Source organism: Stenotrophomonas sp. YJH_SMC_130, from assembly GCF_059369035.1.
This window is the reverse complement of sequence record NZ_JCAFSH010000003.1, coordinates 328,633-349,910: the sequence shown is the minus strand read 5'-3', so window position 1 is coordinate 349,910 and position 21,278 is coordinate 328,633. Positions and strand designations below refer to the sequence as shown.

Here is a 21,278-nt window from a genome sequence, read left to right as displayed (position 1 = left end):
AACGCGATCGGGCTGCACGCCCTCGGAGAGGTACAAGATGAAAGCCAGGCAGATTCTTCGGTACGGGCTGGCCTACGCGGTGTCGTGTGGAGCACTCTGGCTGTTCCTGCACTTTGTGGGCAGGGCGCTTTACGCCTTCGACTCACATCAGGTTTTCTTCTGGCTGTATGCCGTCAGCCTTTTGTTGCTGGGAATCTGCGCACGGGTTCCCGCCGCGGGCCGCCTGACGATCAGGCGGCTTGCCAAGGGGGCTGGCTTGGGGCTGCTCGCGGGCCTTCTGGCCCAGGTCGTGGTGCTTGTACTGGAAGCCTATAGATTCAGCGGATTCAGCCCATCGCTGCTCTGGCAGGTACCGGTTTCGCTGACGGTGATGAGCGTCGTGCTGCTCACGCCGCTCTGGGGCGTAGTGCTGGTTGCCCTCACTGCCGAACACCGCCGCGACAACCACCCACGTCAGGCCTCGAAGCCATGAAGCACCTGAACGCCTTTTGCCTCGTGGTTGCACTGACATCCTGTGCGGCGCATCCGAGCCGCACCACGAAGTGTCCGCCGGCCCATTTCACCTACGTCGGCACCGAGAGCGTCGACGGACTGACCTACGGGCGCTTCCAGGTCACCCACAATGCTGATCAGCCGCTTCAGCTGTGGGTGGATGAGAGACGCAGGTTGAACCCAAGGACCGCTCGCGCAGAGATGAGGCGCACAGGCGAGGATGCCTGGCGGCCTTACAACGTGATCCTTGAGGAAATCACACCGGGAGCGATCGGGCTGTCGATCGGGCAGGAAGAACAGCAGAGCGTTCTGTTCGATGGTGATGGCCTGTTCCTGCCCGGCGCATCCAGCGCGGGCGCGAATTACTCCATCGTGGTACAGGATGCAGCCGGTTGCGAACATCGCTCGGCAACGTTCATTCCCTGACATTTCTGGCGGCGCGCCGGCCAGGCAACGAAGGAAAAATGGCGCGCCCGGAGGGATTCGAACCCCCGACCAATGGCTTCGGAAGCCACTACTCTATCCGGCTGAGCTACGGGCGCGTTGTAGAACCGCCGCGCCGTCGGCCAGTGCCGGGGCGGGCATCGCAGCGCCATGAGGCGGTGCGGGACCGGCATTCTATCCAGTTTCGTCGAACAAATCTCCCCCCACCGGCAAAGCCCTGCCAGAGGGGCAGGAGTATCCTATCGCCATGGCTGATACCCCCCTCACTTCGCCGCAGTCGCCGGCGACGCCGCGTTGGCGGCATTACTGGAGTCTGATGCGCGCTGATCGCCCGATCGGCACGTTGCTGCTGCTGTGGCCCACCTGGTGGGCGTTATGGCTGGCTGCCGGCGGCCTGCCGCCGCTGTGGACGCTGTTCGTGTTCACCGCCGGCGTGTGGCTGACCCGCTCGGCCGGCTGCGTCATCAACGACTACGCCGACCGCTGGCTCGACCCGCACGTGGAGCGCACCAAGGCGCGTCCGCTGGCCACCGGCGCAATCAGCGGACGCGCCGCGCTGGCGCTGTTCGCGGTGCTGATGCTGGTGGCGTTCGGCCTGGTGCTGACCCTGAACGGGCTGACCATCGGCCTGAGCTTCATCGGCGTGTTCCTGGCTGCCAGCTACCCGTACCTGAAGCGCTACACCCATCTGCCGCAGGTCTACCTGGGCATGTCGTTCGGCTGGGGCATCCCGATGGCGTTCGCCGCCGTGCAGGGTGAAGTGCCGATGCTGGGCTGGCTGCTGTATGCCGGCAACATCCTGTGGTCGACCGCCTACGACACCTGGTATGCGATGGTCGACCGCGAGGACGACCTGAAGATGGGCTCGCACTCCACCGCGATCCTGTTCGGTGATCTCGATCTGGTCATCCAGGGCGTGCTGTACGCGCTGTTCCTGGCCACCATGGCGCTGGTTGGCGTGCGCGGCGGGCTGGGGGGCTACTACCTGGCCGGCGTGGCCGTGGCTACGGTACTGGTGGTGTACGAATTCTGGATCTGCCGCAACCGCGAGCGCGGCCCGTGTTTCAGGGCGTTCCTGCACAATAACTGGGTGGGCGCCGCGCTGTTCGCCGGTATAGCCGTGGACCTGGCGCTGCGTTGAGAAGCGCAGCCGAGCGTGGGCTCGGCTCTACAGCTGACAGTGCTTCCGTAGCGCCCGAGCCTACGCTCGGGCGGCGGCGCGCAGCGCCGGGCCTTCCGCCACCTACGACCAATAGGTGGCTGACAGCCTGCACCCCACCGCCCAGAATCGATCCATCGAACCTGGGAGGGTAGGCGATGGCCTCGACGGCAGCAGTACAGGATGGCTGGATGGCGCGCGCAGCGCTGCGCTCGGCCGCCTGGGCGGAAAAGTGGTTCCCCGACGCGTACGTATTCGCAGTGCTGGGCGTGGTCATCGTCGCGCTGGCCGCGATGGGTTTCGGTTCGACCCCTCAGGCCACCGCCAGCGCCTTCGGTGACGGCTTCTGGAGCCTGATCCCCTTCACCATGCAGATGGCCTTCGTGGTCATCGGCGGCTACGCCGTGGCGACCGCGCCGGTGGTCGCGCGCTTCATCGACTTCCTGGCCCGGGTGCCACGCACCGGCCGCGGTGCGGTGGTGTACGTGGGCCTGGTCAGCATGCTCGCCTCGCTGCTCAGCTGGGGCTTCTCGCTGGTGTTCGGTGGCCTGCTGGTCCGCGCGCTGGCCCGCCGTACCGAGCTGCGCATGGACTACCGCGCGGCCGGTGCGTCGGCCTATCTTGGCCTGGGCGCGGTGTGGGCCATGGGGCTGAGTTCCTCGGCCGCACAGCTCCAGGCCAACCCGGCCAGCATGCCGCCGGGGCTGGTGGAGATCACCGGCGTGCTGCCGTTCACCGAAACCATCTTCCTGTGGCAGTCGATCGCCCTGACCGCGGTGCTGATCCTGGTCTCGCTGCTGATCGCCTGGCTGACCGCGCCTGCGGCCGGCAGTGCGCGTACTGCCGAGGAGTTCCCCGGCGCTGCGCAGGCCGAGCCGGAACCGCTGCAGCGACGCACGCGCCCAGGCGAATGGCTGGAATACAGCCCGTTGCTGACCGTGCTGCTTTCGCTGCTGGCATTCGGCTGGCTGTTCAACGAGTTCGCCAACAAGCCGGTGGTCACCGCCATCGCCAACCTCAACACCTACAACTTCCTGTTCATTTCGCTGGGCCTGCTGCTGCACTGGCGCCCGCGCAGCTTCCTCAACGCGGTGGCCAAGGCGGTGCCGAGCACCACCGGCGTGCTGATCCAGTTCCCGCTGTACGGCGGTATCGCGATGATCCTCACCCACGCCGCCGGTGGTGACGGGCAGACCCTGGCGCACCGGCTGTCGAGCCTGTTCGTGCACGTGGCCAGCACCGATAGCTTCGCGCTGGTGATGGGCGTCTACTCGGCGGTGCTGGGCTTCTTCGTGCCGTCCGGTGGCGGCAAGTGGATCATCGAGGCGCCGTACGTGATGCAGGCCGCCAACGAACTGAAGGCGCACCTGGGCTGGGCCGTGCAGGTCTACAACGCGGCCGAAGCACTGCCGAACCTGATCAATCCGTTCTGGATGCTGCCATTGCTGGGCGTGCTGGGGCTGAAGGCACGCGACATCGTGGGCTTCACCTTCATCCAGTTGCTGGTGCACATCCCGCTGGTGCTGGGCCTGTTGTGGCTGCTGGGCATGACGCTGGCGTATGTGCCGCCGGTGATGCCGTGAGTGCAGGGCTGGCGTCCGTGCGCGAGCAGGACGCCAGCTCCGTTCAGCGCGTGTTTCCGACAGAGCGCGCCATGAATGCGCACAGTCGCGCTGACGGCATGAGCACATGCCGAACCCATATGAATCCTTCATCGGCTTGTGCCGCAAGGGGCCTTGCCCGTTCATTCACGCGCGTACACATCCGTGTAGCCGCCCACCCACGCGCGATTAACTCTCCGCTGCAGACGATGGCCCCGTCCACCGCATTCCGCGCGTGGCTTTCGGAGAACGGACATGGCACAGCAGAACCAGAACCCGAACCAGAAGCAGCAGGGCCAGCAGAACCAGCAGGATCAGCAGCAGGGTCGTGGCCGCGACCAGCAGCAGCAACAGCAGCAGGAACAGCAGCAGCGCAACCAGCGCAACCAGCAGCAGGGTGGGCAGGACGAGGAAGAGTGACTTCGGCACCCACTTCCTGTGGTGCGCGAAGCCCCGCCCCGTGCGGGGCTTCGCTTATTCCAGCACGCCGATGCGTTGCAGCACCGGCGCTGCTGACATGTCGTTCGGGTTGGTGCCCGGCTGATCCTGCGGCACCTCCATGCCCATGGCGCGGTAGAGATCGACCCAGTGCCGTGCGATCTGCCCGGTCTTCGGGTTGCGGAAGTTCATCGGCTGCAGTGCGAACACATGGTGCGCACGGAACGCGCGCTCGATGAAATCCGAACAGTAGTAGCTGTCCTCGTTCAACACATACGACGTGTTGTAGGGCTTGCCCAGCATCGTGCGTGCGGTCGCGACCGCATCCTTGATGGCAGCCTGCTGCGATGCGTGCAGGCGATAGACCACGACCTGCCGTTGCTTGGCCCGGGCGTCCTGGCGGAACTCGACCAGCGATTGCCGGCGCGAGCCTTTCTCGTCCGCATGCAGTACCTCCCAGCCGTCTGGCGCCGCAGCGACCAGGGCCACGTGATCGAAGCTGGGCGCGCCCTGCTTGCCGGTGGCATCGTCGATGGCCGCGCTCAGGCCGGCATGGCCGGCGGTGACGAACAGCAGATCGCCTTCCCGGACCTCCAGCGCGGCCACACCACCAGGCCACAGCATTGGCACCAGCAGGGAGAGGGCAAGCAGGAATGCGCGCATGGGGCCAGGATCGAAGCGTGTGCGGCGTAGTCTAACGGCTGCTGCGATGACGTTGATTTCAGTATTAGTGTGATACTAGTCTCATTTCAGCATGTCGGGATATTCCTGACAGCGGATGTTGAAACTGAATTGACCGAGGCATGGCTATCCTTGCCTCCCTACCGCGCCGGAACCGCGCGCGACCGCCCGGAATCAGGAGGATCCCGTGAACCAGCTCCGCCCCGTTGCCCTGCTTGCGCTTGCCCTGGGGCTTGCGCTGTCCGGCTGCAAGCCTGCGCCCCAGGCGGCCCCCGCTGACGCCGCCGCACCGGCTGCGACCAGCACGGCCGCCGCCACGGCGCCGGCCACGCCGGTTGCCGCGGCCCCGGCAGACGCGTCTGCCAGCTGCCCCCATCCGGTCTTCGACGACTTCCTCAAGCATTTCGGCAACGAGATCGCGCTGCAGGAAACGTCCACTGCCGATCCGCTGCTGGACAGCCACATCGACAGCGAAGCCGAGCCGGAGCCACGCAAGGTGGAAGAGAAGGTGCCGCTTGCCAAGGTCGAATGGCCGGTGATGCCGGACCCGGTCACGCTGCAGCGCCAGGGCCGCGAGATGCAGGTCACCCGCCTGCCCGATGGCCAGGTACAGGTGCAGATGCGCACCCCCGATACCAGCGACCAGCAGATCTACACCTTTGCCCAGAAGCCGTGCTGGCAACTGGTCAAGCGTGAGGACGAATCGATCTGACCCCTGAGCGACCGCCTGCGGGCGGTCGTGTGATTCACCCAAGGAGCCCCGCATGCGTCTGTCTCCCGTTGCCCCCGTGCTGGCCCTGATGCTTGCTGCCTGCAGCGGCCCTGAGGCGGCTGTACCGGCGGCCCCTGCTTCCACTGACCCGGCAGCGACGCCGGCCGCACCTGCGGCTGCCGTTGCGGACCATTCCACCCCTCTTACGCGCGACGAGACCGGCATGCATATCGATTGCCAAGGCACCCGCCTGCACCTGGCGGCCCAGCCCACCCAAGACACGGACGCTTCCCGGCTGACCACGCTGGAAATTGAAAAGGACGGCGCACGCCAGGCCATTGCTGCGCCCAAGGAGATGGACGGCTATACCGCCGTTGGCCTGGCCTGCGTGCAGGACCGCAGCGGTACGCCGTACTTCGTCGTGCAGTACGGTGAACTGCCGTTCGGCTGCAGCTTCTGCGAGTGGTACTACCTGTACGACGCCAGTGGCCGCCAGTTGACCCACAGCACACCGCCGCTGCGCGGCGCGGAAGGCGAGGAGCAGGAGCCCAACAACGACGAGTACGAGAAGTTGATCGACTCGCTCGGCATCAAGCACCCGGAGGTGAACTACATCGAAGACTGAGCGCAGCGGCAGGACGTCGCACGCGCGCTGTGAACGCAGCACTGCAGTACCGCAGTACCAGAAGTACCAGGAGCAGTACCCCTTAAGGAAATCCCCCTTTTCATAGAATGGATAGCACAGACATGGCAGACATCTACCAGGACATGGTCCAGCCCCGCGGGGCGGCCTACAGCAGTGACCGCATCAAACCGTGGAGCCACTACCGCGAGCCGATCGACCAGAGCGACGGCCGCCTGCATGGCAACTCCCGCCGGTGGGGCGATGCGACCCCGGAAGTACAGTCACGGGTGATCGACACGATCATCGAGTCGGCGCGCGAGAAGGGCCTGACCCCGCGCGAAACCGCGCACGTACTGGCCATCGCCCGCGTTGAATCGGGCTTCAACCCCGATGCCGCCGCTGGCACCACCTCGGCCTCGGGCCTGGGCCAGTTCATCGACAAGACCGGCAACCACTACCACCTCAACAACCGCAACCGCTTCGACGTCGGCGCACAGTCCGACGCACTGGTTGACCATTACATCGATAACCGCACGCTGGCGCACAAGCGCGGCCAGGGTGAGGAGTACATCTACAAGTACCACCACGACGGTCCGACCCGCGATTACGGCGGCCTCGCCCTGTCTGAAAAGAAGGTGATGCCGTACGTGGACAAGTACGAGCGGTTCGTGGAGCAGCGCCTGGGACTGACCCACGGCCAGTCCCAGGGCAGCCACGCGGCCCCCGCCGTAGCTGCGGCCACGCACGCGCAGGCCAAGCCGGCAGCGGTGCATGCCGAAGGCCAGACCCGCACCTTCGAGCAGACGATGCAGGTGATGCTGCCCCCGCAGAACGGGGTCAAGCCGCACATTACCGGCGAGTTCGGCGAACACCGCGCGCACAAGCCGCACGGAGGCACCGACTTCAACTATGTCGGCGGCCAGCACGGCCGTAATCTGCAGCACCCGACCGTCAACGCGCCGATCTCCGGAACGGTGACGTTCGTCGGTGGCGACTACGGTACGGTGAAGATCAGGGATGCACAGGGCAACTCGCACGAGATCCTGCACCTGCAGTCGACCCAGGTGAAGGAAGGCCAGCCGATCAAGGCGGGTGAGCCGATCGGTACCATGGGCGGCCGTGGCCCGGGCGGTGCGGGTCAGTATGCCCAGCACGTGCATTATCAGTTGAAGGATCCGCACGGCAAGCTGATCAGCCCGCAGGACTTCTGGGACCACGGCAAGCTGAAGGAAACCGGCAAGGGTGGCCATTCGCATGACGCCGACCACAACGGTGTGCTGCGCCAGGGGGCCAAGGGCGAGGAAGTGACTGCGCTGCAGAAGGAACTCAACCGCCTGGGCGTGCGCGACGGCCAAGGCAACCCGCTGAGCGAGGACGGCAAGTTCGGTGCCAATACCAGGGACGCACTGATCGCCTACCAGAAGCAGCACGGGCTCTCCGCCGATGGCGTGGCGGGTCCGGCGACGCTGGGCAAGCTGGCCGAAGGCCGCAGCCATGCCGAGGCGGCGCCGAAGGGGCCGCAACTGGGCGACAAGGCGCATCCGGATACGCCGCTGCACAATGCGATCCGCAGCCACATGCCGGGCATGATCTGCAACGAGATGAGCGCGCATGTGACCGCCCAGGCCAAGGCCGCCGGCATCGATTCGCCGGAAAAGCTGCAGGGCGTCACCGTGCAGGATGGCAAGGCCTTCGTCGTGGGCACCGTTCCCGGCTTCCGTACTGCGGTGGACATGACCCAGACGGCACCTAGCCTGCAGGAGACCAGCGCTGCAATGCTGGCCAAGCACGAGCCTTCGCAGCAACACGTGCAGGACGAGCAGCAGCGAGTGGCCATGGGCCGTTGACCGCTGCGTGTGAAGATGTGTGTGGTAAAGGAGGCCGGCCGGAGTAATCCGGCCGGCTTTTCCGTTCATGGGGCAAGGACATACACGGATGCCGTTTCGCATGATGCACAGCACGCCGCCAATGCAAGGCACGGCGTCCACATGAGCCGGGTGCTGCGGTGGCGCAACGCATGGCAGTGGGGAGGGCTGGCACTGCTGCTCTGCCTGTTGCCGCTGCCAGTGCTGGCGGCGGTCCCGATTCCGGCACTGGACGACCCGGTGGTGGACACCGCCAACGCGCTGTCCGCCAGCACCCGCGCAACGCTGCGCGAGCAGGCATTGCAGCTGCAGGCACGCAAAGGCGCGCAACTGCAGGTGCTGGTGGTGCCCAGTGTTGGCGATGACGGCATCGAAGCCTATGCACAGCGTGTCTTCGACCAGTGGCAGCTGGGCCGCGCCGGTGTCGATGACGGGGTGTTGCTGCTGGTGGCGGTACAGGACAGGCGCGTACGCATCCAGACCGGCTATGGCCTGGAAGGCACCATTCCCGATGCCTATGCCGCGCGCATCATCGACAAAGCCATCGTGCCGCGCCTGCGCGAAGGAGACCTGGACCGGGGCATGCTGGACGGCAGCAAGGTGCTGGTGGCGCTGATCGATGGCGAGCCGCTGCCGCCCGAGCAGGATTCATCCGCACGCAACCTGTTGCCTGCGGATTGGCGCACAGGGGATTCGGTCGTTGCCCTGACGTTGCTGGTGGGGTTCCTGGCCGGTCTGTGGCGATCACCGCCGCGCCTGCTGGCCACCAGGACCGAGGCCGAGTCCAGCGGTAAACGCCGTGAGCGGCGGCGCAAGGCACTGGCAGCCAATGCGGCAATGCCCAGGCCGAACTGGCCGACATTGCCTGCCTGGGGCAGGCCGTTGCTGGTAACGGCGGTGATGGCCGCTGGGTTGGTTTCGGCGACGCTGCTGCTGCCGCGGCATGTGCTGCCTGCGCTGTTCTTCGTGCTGTTACCCGCCGTACCGGTGGCGGCGCTGCTGGGGTGGTGCTGGCGTCGCAGCCGTGGTGTGCGCATCGTGCTGTGCGGCATGTTGGCCGTCAGTATCGGTTTCTTTGTGGTGATGCTGGTCCGTGGTCAGTTGCCGCCCAGCCTTGCCCTGCACACGTTGCTGAACCTGGCGGTCGCCATTGCCGCCATGCTGGTGTTCTTCCTGGTGCAGGCCGGCCGCGCGCGCTGGCGGAAGAACCGCAACAGCTTCGCCGTGCGCCTGGTGGTGCTGGTGCTGTTGACCGGCGGCTATGCGCTGGGCGCGCTGCTGGCCATCGACCGGGCCAGCGACGAGAACGCACGCGTGTTGGCGACGATCGTGTCCAGCGCAAGCACGCTGTTCCTGTACTTCATCTGGGTGTTCACCCTGCTGCCCGGCGAAAAAGCACGCAGCGGACGAAGGTCGTCCCAAGGCTACCGTTCCTCGTCCAGCACCTCGTCGTCGAGTTCGTCCTCAAGCAGTTCCGGCAGCTGGTCCGGTGGTGGTGGTCGCAGCGGCGGCGGCGGCGCTTCGGGCAGCTGGTAGTTCAGGCCGCCCACACCCGCCAGCCCAGCGCCGCATCGCGCAGCTCGCCGCTGCCGCTCACATCACCCACCTGCAGCTGCACGCCCTGCGCATTGGGCAGGTCTTTCTGCTCGGGGAACCAACGACGGTCGGCGGCGACGATGATCAGCAGGCCCTCGTCGTCGCCCATCGGCGCGAACTGCGGCGACGGCGGGCTGATCGGCTGCAGGCCGAAGCGCTGGCTGGACTGTTCGCGCACCGCATCGACATCGTGGCTGGGCAGGCCAACCTCGCTCAGGCAGGTCAGCTCGCTGCCATGGAACACGCCTTCGCGCGCGCTGGCCGGCAAGCGACGGCGGCCGATCAGTTCAAGGATCAGGCCGTCCGGGCCGGTGAAGTACACCGACTGTGACTGCCAGCTGCTTTCCAGCGCAAAGTAATCCAGGCCCTCAGGATTACGTTGCAGCGGGGTACGTTCGCGCAACCAGGCCATCGCCTCGCCGAAGCGGTTGTCCGGTACGTTGAAGGCCAGGTGCACGCCACCGACGGGGTGATCACCCGCCGCCTGCAGTTCGATCGTGCTCCAGCCGATGTGCACATGGTTGCCGACCACGCGCTGCTGCAGCACATCGTGGAAATACGCGGCGACGGTGGCGACGTCGGACACCGGCAGGGTGAGGTGAAGCAGGCGCATGACCGATTCTCCATGGACGCGCTCACTGTAGCGCTGGGGACTGCCCGGCGGCCACTAGCGCAGTGACTGGTTGAAGAATCGTATTGCGGCGTCCACTGCCTGCGCGTGGGTCTGCGCCTTCGGCACCGACGTCCTGCACAGGTCCTGCAGCCGCCGCTGTCCGGTCGGGGTGCATGCGGCGAGGAAATCGTAATGGCCGACGCCGGGCAGTACCTGCAGTGCAGCGCCCGCAATCACCGCACGCGCAGCCTCGCCATTGCTCTGCGGTGGCGCAACCGTGTCAGCCTCGCCCAGTACGATCGCCACCGGCTGTTCCAGCGAGGAGAGCTGTTCGGGCGCAAAGGCCTGCACGATTGCCGGTGCCAGCAGGAACACCGCGCGCACGCCGGGAAGGGCGCGTGCGTCGTTGGCGTGGGACATCCACGGCGACAGCTCGGGCGACGCCGCAGCGGCAACGCGCGCCTCCATCGTGTGCGTTGCCGCTTCCTGCTGGGGCCGGCAGACGCCGTCATCCGGATGCGCCGTGCAGAAGGCCAGCAGTCGCTGCAGGTCCGGTCGCGCGCCGGCCGCCAACAGTGCGGTGTAGCCGCCGGCCGAGAACCCGGCGACCCCCAGGCGCTCAGGATCGACATGCGGGCCCAGCACCGGATCGGCCTGCACAGCCGCCAGTGCGGCACGCAGGTCATCGGCGCGCAGCCAGGTCAGCACGCTGCCGGGCAGGGTCATGCTGTCAACGCCGTTGTTGCCCGGATGATCGACTGCGATCACCAGATAGCCTGCCCGCGCCAACGCGGTGCCCAGCCAGCCCATCATGCGCGCGCTGCCGCCGTTGCCATGGGAGAGCAGCAGGGTCGGCAGGCGATCACCCGCGACCGGCGCATCCTTGGACGACCGGCCGACCTCGAACAGCGGCGCGTCGGGTGGACCGATGGTCAGCGCGGTTTCCCGGCTGCCTGCAAGTGCCGGATACCAGACCGTGTAGCGCAGCGCGTCGCGGTGCTCTGCGTCGCGCACGGCGGCGCTGGCCAGCGTCGTTGTGCCGTGGCGCTCGCCGGCCACCCCGCTTTCGCGGGCGGCGCCGGTGCTCGCGAACACCATCAGCATCGCTCCCAGCACAGCAGCGGTCATGCGCATCTTCAACTCCTTGTCAGTGGCGACGGTCGTCGACGGGCAGCCAGATTTCCACGCCGCCCTGGCCGGTGTGCTCGTCGAACCGGGCGTCGTAGCGCTCCAGATCCGGCGCATCGGCAAGGCTCAGGTTGGACGCAGGGAGATAATGATCCAGCAACCAGAACCAGGTCGAGCGGATGGCCGAGATGTGTCCGCCGTGCCAAGCCACCAGGTAGCGGCGCGCCGGGATGTCCACGCGTCGCCAGTGCGCAGGCACGCTCGGCACCGTGCTTGCCGGTAGTGCCGCAATGTAGTCGAAGCTACCATCGTCATCACTGTTGCAGCACACGCCGAAGCTGACCGTTGCCGGCGTCGGCCACTCGCGGTTGAGCTGGGCCCATTGGCCCGGAATCGCGCCGCTGCTGTCGCGGGTATGCCGCATGCCGACGCCTGCCAGCTGGAACGCGGGCGTATCGAGCAGTCGCGGCGCTTCACCACAGGGCGCCGGCGCGTCGTCCACGCGGATCGCCTGTACCAGCGCCAGGCCATCGGTGCCCTGTTCGCGTACGCGCTCCGGCGTCTGCCCGAACTGTTCGCTGAAGGCACGCGTGAAGGCGGCATGGGTGGTATAGCCGGCATCCAGCGCCACCTGCAGGATGTCGCCGGCGCCGTTGGCCAACTGCTGCGCGGCAGCGGTCAGGCGGCGCCCGCGCAGGTAGCGCACCACCGAGGTGCCGGTGCGGGCCTGGAACAGGCGCGACAGATGGAATGGCGACAGGCCCGCCGCAGCGGCAATGTCGGCCAGCGCCAGTGGCTGGTCCGCATGGGTTTCGATGTACCACAACGCCTTGCCTGCCGCGCTCATCCTGCCGTTCCTTGAATCCGATGCTGGGCACAGTAGCGGATCGGCAGGCGCGGCGTTTAGCAGTTCTTGCGCCTGTGCGGATTCAAGCTGTCGCACTGACGTCATGCCTCCTTCACAGATCGCGCCGAGACTGCGCGCCTTGTCCAGGCCTGCGCTACCCCCGCAGGTGCTGGCCCTGCCGCGTCCTCCCGGAGCCCTGCCGTGCATCGTTCGAAGCTTTCGCGTTCCATCCTCCTTGCCCTTTGCATGGCCAGCGCAGGAGGCGCGATCGCAGCGGAGGCCGATGCGGTCGATGCCGCCGGCGGCAGCCGCGCCGCGCCCACCCAGCTCGACGCGATGCTGGTCACCGGTACCCGCGCGTCCAATCGCACCCAGTTCGAAACGCTGGCGCCGGTGGATGTGTTCACCAAGGAAGACATCAGGTCCGTTGAATCCACCGACCTGAAGGACGTGCTGGCGCAGCTGGTGCCATCGTTCGTGGTGCAGCGCCTGCCGATGGCGGACGGCCAGGTGTTCGTGCGCCCGGCCACCCTGCGTGGCCTGTCGCCGGATCAGACCCTGGTGCTGGTCAACGGCCGCCGCTTCCATCGCAGCGCGCTGCTCGGCAACCGCGGTGCGCAGGCGGCTGATCTGGCACAGATTCCCACCAGTGCGATCAAGCGCATCGAAGTGCTGCGCGATGGTGCGTCGGCGCAGTACGGTTCGGATGCCATCGCCGGTGTCATCAACATCATCCTCGAAGAGGGGCCCGGCACCGAGATCACCGCCGGCTACTCGCAGTATGCGCAGGGCGATGGCGCCTCGCGCGATTTCAGCGCACGCACCGGCTGGTCGCTGGGCGACTACGGCAGCCTGGTGTTGTTCGCCGAATCGTCCAACTCCGATGCCACCTCGCGCACCCGCCAGCGCCCGGACGCGATCGCCTTCCAGGCTGCACATCCGGAGCTGGAGGTGCCCAATCCGGTGCAGCGCTGGGGCCAGCCGGAACTGGAAAGCCGCCGCGTCGGCTTCAACGTGAAGGCCCATGCCAACGACACGCTGGAGCTGTATGCGTTCGGCCTGTACAGCCACAGCGATGGCGTCAGTGATTTCAACTGGCGCAACCCGGACACCACCACCGGCGCCTATCGCACCACCACCATCTTCCCCGGCTGGAACCTGCGCTCGCTGTATCCGGTCGGCTTCAGCCCGCGGTACGGCAACACGCAGAACGACCTGCAGCTGGTCGGCGGCCTGCGCGGCGAGATCACGCCGAAGCTGCGCTGGGATGTCAGCGCCTCGTATGGCCGCAACGCCATCGACTACAGCCTGAAGAACTCCATCAACGCTTCGCTCGGCCCGGCCAGCCCGACCGCGTTCGATCTTGGCCGCCTGACCCAGACCGAGAAGAACGCCAACGCAGACTTCAGCTACGAGTGGGACGTGGCCGCGCTGTCCCAGCCGGTCAACGTCGCCTTCGGTGGCGAGTTCCGCCAGGAGACCTACCAGGTGCGTGCCGGTGACCCGGCCTCGTACGCGGTGGGTCCGGGCGCGGCCGCGGGCCTGGAGGCCAATTCCAACGGCGCTCCGGGTTTCTCGGCCAGCCAGGCCGGGCAGTGGAGCCAGCGCAGCAAGGCGGCCTACGTGGATATGGAAGTGCCGCTGGGCGAGCGCTGGAGCATCGGTGCGGCCAGCCGCTACGAGGACTTCTCCAGCTTTGGCAGCACGCTGGACGGCAAGCTCTCGGCGCGCTTCGCGATCACCCCGGACGTGGCCCTGCGCGGCACCGTGTCCAGCGGCTTCCGTGCGCCGACGCCGGCGCAGCTCAACACCACCAGCACCACCCAGGGGTTGGATACGCGCACGCTGCAGATCTTCACCAGTGGCCGCCTGTCGCCGAACGATCCGCTGGCGCAGCTGCTCGGTGCCAGGCCGCTGAAGCCGGAAGAATCGCGTACCGCGTCGCTGGGCCTGACCTGGCGCACCGACCTGGGCCTGTCCGGCTCGGTGGATGTCTACCAGATCAAGCTCAGCGACCGCTTCAGCCAGTCGGCCAGTTTCGCCATTCCGGCCGGTACGCCCAATCCGCTGGGCTATACCTCGGTGAACTATTTCACCAACGACTTCGATACCACCACCACCGGCGTGGACGTGGTCGGCAACTACCTGCGCGACCTCGGCGCCGGCCGCATGACGCTGACCCTGGCCTACAACTACAACCGCACCCGCGTGGACAACGGCAGCACCTCGGTGGCCACCAACGAAACCCAGCGCGTGCTGTTCGAGGATCGCCTGCCCGAGCACAAGGGCAGCCTGACCGGCAGCTGGGACATCGGCGCCTGGTCGCTGATGGCACGCATGCGCTACTACGGCGCCTGGACCGATTCCAGCGGCAATGCAGTGGGCGATATCTACCAGCGCTTCGGCGCGATGAGCTTCCTCGACCTGGCCGTCGGCTATCGCATCAACGAACATCACAGCCTGCGCGTCGGTGCCGACAACGTATTCGACCGCTATCCGGACGAAGCCACCTTCCAGGCCAGTCGCGGCCTGGTCTACTCGCGCAACGCGCCATACGACACCGACGGTGCCAACCTGTACGCACAGTACCGGCTGAGCTTCTGATGGACCCGGCCCGCCGCTCCCTGTTGCGTGCCGGCGCCTTGCTGCCGGCCGCAGCCGCACTTTCTTCACCGCCGGCCATGGCTGCCACGCGTTACGCTGCGTCCATGCAGATTCCCGCAACGACCGTGGCGCCGGACGTGCTGGCCCGCGATGAAAACTACTGGGCCGCCGTGGCCAGCCACTTCGATGTCACCGACGAAGTGAACCATCTGGAGAACGGCTACTGGGGCGCGATGGGCCGCGAGACGCTGGCCAGCTACCAGCGCCACACCGCTGAAGTGAACCGAGGCAATGCCTGGTATGGCCGCCGTGAGTTCCCGGCGCAGTACATGGCGGTGCAGCGGCAGGTGGCCGAACTGCTGGGCGTGAGCGCTGAAGAGATCGCACTCACCCGCGGTGCCACCGAGGCGATGCTGGCGCTGATCGGCGGCTACAACCGCCTGCAGCCTGGCGACCAGGTGCTGTACGCCGACATCGACTACGAAAGCATGATCGGCGCGATGCGCTGGCTGCAGCAGCGCCGCGGCGTGCAGGTCGAGCGCATCGCGCTGCCGGCCGTGCCCGACCATGCGCAGATCCTGCAGGCCTACGAGGCCGCGTTCGCGCGGCTGCCACGCCTGAAACTGGTGCTGCTGACCCAGGTCAGCCATCGCCATGGACTGGTGCTGCCGGTGGCCGAAATCGCCGAACGTGCGCGGGCACGCGGCATCGACGTGATCGTTGATGCGGCGCACGGGTTCGGCCAGATCGACTACGCGGTGCCGCAGCTCAAGGCCGATTTCGTCGGCATCAACCTGCACAAGTGGATCGGCGCACCGGTCGGTGTCGGCGCGATGTACGTGCGCAGGGGCCGCGTTGCGGACCTCGACCCGTACATGGGCGAGACCGACGACGGCCGCGTGGGCAGCCGCGTACATACCGGCACGGTCAACTTCGCCGCTTACCTGGCACTTCCGGAGGCGATTGCCCTGCACCAGCGCATCGGTGCGGACAACAAGCAGGCGCGCCTGCGTTACCTGCGCGAGCGCTGGACGCTGCCGGCGCGGCAGATGGCGCACATCGAAGTGCTGTCTTCGCCGGATCCGGCGTTGGCGAGTGCATTGGCCAGCTTCCGCCTGCGCGGGCGCACCAGCGTGGCTGACAACATCGCGCTGCAGAAGCGCCTGCTGGACGAACATCGCGTGTTCACCACCCATCGCGACGGCTTGGACTCCGGCGCCTGCGTGCGGGTGACGCCGTCGGTGTTCACCCGGCCGCAGCAGATGGATGCGCTGGTGCAGGCCCTCTCCGCCTTGGCCTGACCCTGCTTTGGTGGGTGCCAACCTTGGTTGGCACATTCCAACCGTGCCGGGGAATCTTCCGCCGGCCAGCGGCCGGCGCTACCGGTCGGGTGGGTGCCAACTGTTGGCTGGCACATTCCAACCGTGCTGAGGAGTCTTCCGCCGGCCAGCGGCCGGCACTACCGGTCGGGTGGGTGCCGACCGTTGGTCGGCACATCCCATTCCAGGGCTACCGCTCGATCGCCGGCAACGCGTCCGACAACAACAACCGATCAATCCGTCGCAGCGCACTCTCCAGCTGTCGGCGGTCCGCCGCCAGCCCCAGCGACAACCGCACGCCGCTCTGGTGCGAGACCCCTGGCGGACAGAACGCCGAAGATGGCGCAATCGCCAGCCCCTGCAGCTGTGCGGTACGCACCAGGGTGGCGTCAGTCCATGGCGCTGGTACCCGGCACCAGGCATGCAGGCCTTCGGCGCGCAGCAGCAGCGAAGGCGCCAGCAGGTAGCGCGCCATGCGCATGCGCTCGTGCGCTTCGCTGCGCACCTGCGCCAGCAGCGATTGCGCCGAACCATCCAGCAGCAGCTGGCTGGCCAGCGCCGCCACCAGCGGATGCCCCATCAACCGGGTGGAGCGCAAGGCCGAAGCCATCGCCTCGGCGTGCGCGGCACCCGGGCAGCGCACGAAGGCCGTGCGCAGGCCGGGGCTGATCACCTTCGACAGCGTCGCCACATGGAACACGTGGCGCGGTGCCAGCGTTGCCAACGGTATGGGTGCCTCTTCGGCAAGGTGCCAGTAAGGATCATCCTCGACCGCCAACAGGCCCTGGCTTTCCAATACGCGTGCCAGCGCTTCGCGCCGCTGCAACGACAGCGTCAGCGCGGTCGGGTTCTGGCAGGTGGGGTTGAGATAGACCAGCCGCGCGCCACTCCCGCGCGCCTGCCTCACCAGTGCCTCGGGGCACATCCCGTACTCATCGCCTTCCACCGGTACCAGCCGCCGCCGAAGCGCCCCGGCGGCCTGCAGCAGCCCCGGGTAGACCAGCGTGTCACACAGGATCGCGTCGCCATCGCGGCCCTGGCTGAGCAGGATCGCGGCCAATGCCACCTGCGCGCCTTCGGTCAGCAACAGGCTGGCATCCTCCACCGCGCCCAGCATCGGTTGCAGCCAGCGCGCTGCCGCGTGGCGGTCGGTGGGATTGCCGCCGCCCAGGTGGTAGGTCATCAGGTTCGGCGCGTTGCTGCGCGCAAGCACGGCGGCGGCACCGCGGCGCAGGGTCTCGGCCAGCGCATCGGCATCGGGCACCGGCGGCACGTTCATGCTCAGGTCCACCACCTGGTCGAAGCCGGCCTTGGGTGGTGCGATGAAACTGCCTTGTGGCCCGCGCGCCTCGATCAGGCCGCGCTTGCGCGCTTCGTCGAACGCCCGCGTTACCGTGGTCAGGTCGACGCCGAGCTGCTGCGCCAACGCGCGCTGCGAGGGCAGGCGTTGTCCTGGTGCAAGACCACCGCGACGCACCGTGCGCTCCAGCGAATTGACGATGCGCAGGTAGATCGGCCCGTTGTGCGCGAGCACGTCCTGCACCCATTCGCGGGCTGCGACATCCGGTCGCGGCATGTACGGAGCATGTCGGGGCGTATCGTTGCTTCCAACGGCGGGAGCCTGTCCATAACCATCGGTCGGTTCGGACAGGTGACCGCCGTTGTTGCTTGTGGCGGCCACAGCGGCCAGCGTCAGTGGTGTCATTGCGCGTCCTCAGCGCTTGGCCTGCCAGGGGCAGTAGCAGCCCACGGCAAGCAGTCCTTTCGGGCGCACGGTTTCGCCGCGCACCAGTCTGTCCAGCAGTGGTTCGACGAAGCTGTTGGCCGAGTTGCAGACCATGCCGATGCTGTACGGGCCGGCATAGGCGAGGTGGCCCTGCCGGTCCCAGATCGCCACGGCAGGGCTGGCCGGGATGTGTTCGATGCCGTCGATGGTCGGCAGGTTGATCACCTTGTTGCGCAGCGGCTCAGGCAGTTCGCCGTGGGTACCGGGGCGGCGGATCGCATAGAAGTCGATGCCGGCGCGGCGGTACATGCTGATCAGGTAGCTCAGGTGTGCGCCGGTTTCGCGGTTGCAGACGGCACACGCCGGGTCCCAGAAGTGCACCACGCGGATGCGGCCGGTATCACCGGCCAGATCGGACGGCAGGCGCAGCTGCGAGTCGTCGAAGACGATGGCCTGTTCGGTGAACGTCGACTGCGCGCTGTAGCCGAAGTACTGCCACAGCGCAGCCGCCACGCCGGCCATGAACAGGCAGGCGAGGTCGATCATCGTCGGCAGCAGCCAGCGGCGGCGCGGCGCGGCTGCGCCCATCAGGACGCGTCCCCGCCGAACTTGTGCACGTACTGCTTGCGCATCTCGCGGCAGGAGTCGGCCTGCGCGCGACGCTGGATCTCGCTACGCGACGGATCCTCGCTGCGCTGCACGCATTGCTCGATGGCGTGGCGCTCGGCGGCCTGCACATCCACGGTCTGCGGCTGCAGGCAGACCCAGGCCAGCGCGGCCAGCATCAACACCACAAAGCCACCACAGCCGGCCATTACCAGGTGGAACTTCAGTCTCTCGGCGCGCATCGATGCACGTCCCTTCATCCATACATTGAATACAAAATATCATCTTGTATGGATGTGGCGCCATGCGCCCGGTTCAGACGATGGCGTTGTGCCGGGCCTCGGGGGCTTCAGACAGGATCTCGTTCAGTTTGGCCAGCGCCCCGGCCAGCGCATCCTGGTCGACCGCGCCGCCCAGCGACAGGCGGATGGCGTTGCCCGGTGGCGGTTCCTCCACGCTGAAGGCGTCCGAGCTGGCGATGCCCAGCCCCTGTTCCTGTGCGGCCTGGATCAGCCGGTACTGGTCCAGCCGCGGCGGTAGCGGCAGCCATACGTGCAGGCCGGCCGGGTGCGCCCGCGCGCGGGACGGCAGGTACTGCGCGGCAATCGCCTGGCGCTCGCGCAGCTCCTGCTGGAAGCGCTGCACCATGTCCTGGGCCTGGCCGCTGCGGATCCACTGCGACGCCACCGCCACCATCGACTGGGTCGGCATCAGCGCGATCGCACGCAGGGCGTCCAGCACCGGTTCCATCGGTTCGCCGGCCGGCACCACCAGGTAAGCGGTGCGCAGGCCCGGTGCCAGGCATTTGGACAGGGTGGAGATGTAATACACCGGGCAGCCGGCGTCGCGGTGGGCGGCCAGCGGCGGTGCGGCGTCCCCGGCCAGCAACCAGTAGGGATCGTCTTCGATCACGGTCAGATCGTGGCGCTTGGCAACCGCCAGCAGGGCCTGCCGGCGTTGTGCCGACATCGTCGCCGTGGTCGGGTTCTGGATGGTCGGTACCAGGTACAGCAGGCGCGGGCGGCGTAGCTGGCAGGCCTCTTCCAGCGCTTCGGGCAGCATGCCTTCGGCGTCCATCGCCACTGGCACCACACCCCGCTGCAGCACGCGCGTGGCGGCCAGCAGGCCCGGGTAGGTCAGCTGCTCGGCGGCGATCAGCTCGCCCGGCTGGGTGCGGGCCAGGATCAGTGCGCACAGTGCGGTCTGCGCGCCGGGGCAGATCACCACCTGGTCGGCACCCACCGTGCCCAGCACCGGTGACAGCCACTGCACGGCGGCGGCGCGGTCCTCGCGGGTGCCGGCGCCGACGTGGTAGCTCATCAGTTCGCCCTGGCCCAGCTGCTGGCCCACGTGCTGGAAACCGGCCTCCATGCCCTGTGCGAACGGCGCGCTGCCCAGCAGCGGCGGGATGTTCATGCTCAGGTCCACCGAGGTGCTGCGGTTGCCGGCCGACAGCGCGATGAAGGTGCCGCCGGCGCCCTGCGCATCCAGCAGGCCAGCCTGGCGCAGCTCGGCAAAGGCACGGGTGACCGTGGTCAGATCCACGCCCACCTGCTGGGCCAGGTCGCGCTGCGGCGGCAGCCGGTCGCCCGGGCGCAGCACGCCGTCATCCACCGCCTCGCGCACCTGCTGGGCGATCTGCAGGTACAGCGGGCCAGCGCCCTCGCGGAAGGGGCGAACCCAGGTGCGATTGGGGTTTTTCAGGCGGCGGCCGGCGGGAGGTGGCGTCATCGGTCAGTTTTCCATACGTGCAGATGCACAAGTCCATACAATCATGTATCTTGTATGGGCTTGATTGGAGTGGATCGCTCTCTTGTAGGCGACCTCGTACCCACAGTGTAGCCGCTCCACGCCCGGGCGCTGCGCGCAGGCGAGCCGGTCAAGCGCGCTTCTTCAACAGGGTTGACCTCCAATGAATATCTGCTGGAACCGCATCCGCCTGGCGCTGGTCGCCCTGGCCTGCGTCGGCCTGTCGGGCTGTGACTGGGTGCTGCTGGATTCGAAGGGCATGGTCGGGCTCGCCCAGCGCGACCTGATCCTGATCTGCATCGGCCTGATGCTGATCGTGGTGATACCGGCCATCGTGCTGACCTTCGTATTCGCCTGGCGCTTCCGCGCCGGCAACACCAAGGCGAAGTACACGCCGGACTGGTCGCACTCCACCAAGGTGGAGATCGTGGTCTGGGGCGTGCCGCTGCTGATCATTGCCGGCCTGGCGGTGATCGTGTGGAAGTCGACCCACGAACTGGACCCGTACAAGCCGCTGGACGTGGCCGGTGAGCCGCTGCACGTGGACGTGATCGCCACCGACTGGAAATGGGTGTTCGTATACCCGGACCTGGGCATCGCCACGGTCAACCAGCTCAACTTCCCGGCCAACCGCCCGCTGGCGTTCAACATCACCTCCAACTCGACGATGAATACCTTCTTCATCCCGCAGCTGGGTGGGCAGATCTACGCGATGGCCGGCATGCGCACGCAGCTGCACCTGATCGCCAACGAGCCCGGCCAGTTCCGTGGCATGTCCGGCAACTACAGCGGGCATGGCTTCTCGAACATGAAGTTCATTGCCACCGCCAGCAGCAACGAGGAGTTCGAGCGCTGGGTGGCCGAGGTACGCAGCGCACCACAGGCGCTGGACTTCAACCAGTTCAAGGCGCTGGCCGCACCGTCGAAGAACGCGCCGGTGCAGCACTTCTCCAGCGTCGAACCGCTGCTGTTCAAGAAGGTCATCGACCAGTTCATCGGCGTCGGTGAGAACACCGCTGCTGCGTCCCCGGCGGGTGCTGCCGGTGGTGCCCAGGTTTCCCAGGAGTAACGAA

Annotated in this window: 20 protein-coding genes and 1 tRNA gene; 12 read left to right on the top strand and 9 right to left on the bottom strand. The window is 67.2% G+C overall.

Annotation, left to right across the window (positions count from 1 at the left end; translation table 11 throughout):
- The first annotated feature begins 37 nt into the window (after positions 1-37).
- Both AC5P5V_RS08020 and AC5P5V_RS08015 read left to right on the top strand, forming a co-directional pair.
- The gene (locus AC5P5V_RS08020; protein WP_005420072.1) at positions 38-472 is read left to right on the top strand and encodes a hypothetical protein; all 435 of its coding nucleotides are present in this window, start codon (positions 38-40) and stop codon (positions 470-472) included.
- Entirely contained in the window at positions 469-918 is a 450-nt protein-coding gene (locus tag AC5P5V_RS08015) for a Rossmann-fold NAD(P)-binding domain-containing protein (RefSeq protein ID WP_134968244.1), read from the top strand. The genes AC5P5V_RS08020 and AC5P5V_RS08015 overlap by 4 nt, the downstream gene beginning before the upstream one ends.
- A gap of 39 nt (positions 919-957) precedes the next feature.
- Here the strand turns inward: AC5P5V_RS08015 and AC5P5V_RS08010 are convergent.
- Positions 958-1,034, bottom strand: a tRNA-Arg gene (locus AC5P5V_RS08010).
- Between the two features lie 149 nt (positions 1,035-1,183).
- On the opposite strand from AC5P5V_RS08010, the gene ubiA reads away from it, so the two are divergent.
- The 3 genes from ubiA to AC5P5V_RS07995 all read left to right on the top strand — a co-directional run bounded on the left by ubiA (position 1,184) and on the right by AC5P5V_RS07995 (position 4,116).
- Positions 1,184-2,077 carry a 4-hydroxybenzoate octaprenyltransferase gene (gene ubiA, locus AC5P5V_RS08005; protein WP_049454031.1) on the top strand — a complete coding sequence of 298 codons (894 nt, stop codon included), beginning with the start codon at positions 1,184-1,186 and terminating at the stop codon, positions 2,075-2,077.
- Between the two features lie 176 nt (positions 2,078-2,253).
- Complete coding sequence (locus AC5P5V_RS08000) at positions 2,254-3,678, top strand: short-chain fatty acid transporter (RefSeq protein WP_180869447.1); 1,425 nt, start codon at positions 2,254-2,256, stop codon at positions 3,676-3,678.
- 273 nt (positions 3,679-3,951) lie between these two features.
- The gene (locus tag AC5P5V_RS07995; protein WP_005414774.1) at positions 3,952-4,116 is read left to right on the top strand and encodes a hypothetical protein; all 165 of its coding nucleotides are present in this window, start codon (positions 3,952-3,954) and stop codon (positions 4,114-4,116) included.
- A gap of 54 nt (positions 4,117-4,170) precedes the next feature.
- Here AC5P5V_RS07995 and AC5P5V_RS07990 read toward each other — a convergent pair whose 3' ends face one another.
- A complete protein-coding gene (locus AC5P5V_RS07990; RefSeq protein WP_134968243.1) occupies positions 4,171-4,797 on the bottom strand; it encodes a YiiX/YebB-like N1pC/P60 family cysteine hydrolase in 627 nt (208 codons plus the stop codon).
- A 205-nt stretch (positions 4,798-5,002) separates the two neighbouring features.
- Between AC5P5V_RS07990 and AC5P5V_RS07985 the strand changes: the two genes are divergently transcribed.
- The 4 genes from AC5P5V_RS07985 (at position 5,003) to AC5P5V_RS07970 (ending at position 9,553) form a co-directional block, all read left to right on the top strand.
- A complete protein-coding gene (locus tag AC5P5V_RS07985) occupies positions 5,003-5,527 on the top strand; it encodes a hypothetical protein (RefSeq protein ID WP_231352368.1) in 525 nt (174 codons plus the stop codon).
- Between the two features lie 52 nt (positions 5,528-5,579).
- Positions 5,580-6,152, top strand: coding sequence for a hypothetical protein (locus tag AC5P5V_RS07980; RefSeq protein ID WP_231352367.1), 573 nt, complete (start codon positions 5,580-5,582; stop codon positions 6,150-6,152).
- Between the two features lie 122 nt (positions 6,153-6,274).
- Positions 6,275-7,999 (top strand): peptidoglycan-binding protein, encoded by a 1,725-nt coding sequence (locus AC5P5V_RS07975; protein WP_134967965.1) that lies wholly within the window; start codon positions 6,275-6,277, stop codon positions 7,997-7,999.
- A 141-nt stretch (positions 8,000-8,140) separates the two neighbouring features.
- Entirely contained in the window at positions 8,141-9,553 is a 1,413-nt protein-coding gene (locus AC5P5V_RS07970; RefSeq protein WP_134967964.1) for a TPM domain-containing protein, read from the top strand.
- Between the two features lies 1 nt (position 9,554).
- Here the strand turns inward: AC5P5V_RS07970 and AC5P5V_RS07965 are convergent, their stop codons facing one another.
- Genes AC5P5V_RS07965 through AC5P5V_RS07955 form a run of 3 tightly spaced genes read right to left on the bottom strand, consistent with a single transcriptional unit; the run spans position 9,555 to position 12,201 of the window.
- Positions 9,555-10,226, bottom strand: coding sequence for a VOC family protein (locus AC5P5V_RS07965; protein ID WP_072167984.1), 672 nt, complete (start codon positions 10,224-10,226; stop codon positions 9,555-9,557).
- Positions 10,227-10,280: 54 nt separating this feature from the next.
- A complete protein-coding gene (locus tag AC5P5V_RS07960) occupies positions 10,281-11,360 on the bottom strand; it encodes an alpha/beta hydrolase family protein (protein ID WP_231352366.1) in 1,080 nt (359 codons plus the stop codon).
- A gap of 13 nt (positions 11,361-11,373) precedes the next feature.
- Positions 11,374-12,201 carry an AraC family transcriptional regulator gene (locus AC5P5V_RS07955; RefSeq protein WP_134967962.1) on the bottom strand — a complete coding sequence of 276 codons (828 nt, stop codon included), beginning with the start codon at positions 12,199-12,201 and terminating at the stop codon, positions 11,374-11,376.
- Positions 12,202-12,402: 201 nt separating this feature from the next.
- Between AC5P5V_RS07955 and AC5P5V_RS07950 the strand changes: the two genes are divergently transcribed.
- Both AC5P5V_RS07950 and AC5P5V_RS07945 read left to right on the top strand, forming a co-directional pair.
- Positions 12,403-14,805: a TonB-dependent receptor plug domain-containing protein gene (locus tag AC5P5V_RS07950; RefSeq protein ID WP_134967961.1), complete on the top strand. Its 2,403-nt coding sequence runs from the start codon at positions 12,403-12,405 to the stop codon at positions 14,803-14,805.
- On the top strand, positions 14,805-16,106 hold the full coding sequence (locus tag AC5P5V_RS07945; protein WP_061479732.1) for an aminotransferase class V-fold PLP-dependent enzyme: 1,302 nt from the start codon (positions 14,805-14,807) through the stop codon (positions 16,104-16,106). The genes AC5P5V_RS07950 and AC5P5V_RS07945 overlap by 1 nt, the downstream gene beginning before the upstream one ends.
- Before the next feature lie 208 nt (positions 16,107-16,314).
- On the opposite strand, the gene AC5P5V_RS07940 is transcribed toward AC5P5V_RS07945, so the two are convergent.
- Genes AC5P5V_RS07940 through AC5P5V_RS07925 form a run of 4 tightly spaced genes read right to left on the bottom strand, consistent with a single transcriptional unit; the run spans position 16,315 to position 20,187 of the window.
- Complete coding sequence (locus AC5P5V_RS07940; protein WP_134967960.1) at positions 16,315-17,829, bottom strand: aminotransferase-like domain-containing protein; 1,515 nt, start codon at positions 17,827-17,829, stop codon at positions 16,315-16,317.
- A 9-nt stretch (positions 17,830-17,838) separates the two neighbouring features.
- The gene (locus AC5P5V_RS07935) at positions 17,839-18,438 is read right to left on the bottom strand and encodes a DUF6436 domain-containing protein (RefSeq protein WP_134967959.1); all 600 of its coding nucleotides are present in this window, start codon (positions 18,436-18,438) and stop codon (positions 17,839-17,841) included.
- Positions 18,438-18,716 (bottom strand): hypothetical protein, encoded by a 279-nt coding sequence (locus tag AC5P5V_RS07930; RefSeq protein WP_169411283.1) that lies wholly within the window; start codon positions 18,714-18,716, stop codon positions 18,438-18,440. The genes AC5P5V_RS07935 and AC5P5V_RS07930 overlap by 1 nt, the downstream gene beginning before the upstream one ends.
- A gap of 55 nt (positions 18,717-18,771) precedes the next feature.
- On the bottom strand, positions 18,772-20,187 hold the full coding sequence (locus AC5P5V_RS07925) for an aminotransferase-like domain-containing protein (RefSeq protein WP_134967958.1): 1,416 nt from the start codon (positions 20,185-20,187) through the stop codon (positions 18,772-18,774).
- Positions 20,188-20,368: 181 nt separating this feature from the next.
- Between AC5P5V_RS07925 and cyoA the strand changes: the two genes are divergently transcribed.
- Positions 20,369-21,274, top strand: coding sequence for a ubiquinol oxidase subunit II (cyoA, locus tag AC5P5V_RS07920; protein WP_014648731.1), 906 nt, complete (start codon positions 20,369-20,371; stop codon positions 21,272-21,274).
- Positions 21,275-21,278: the final 4 nt, after the last annotated feature.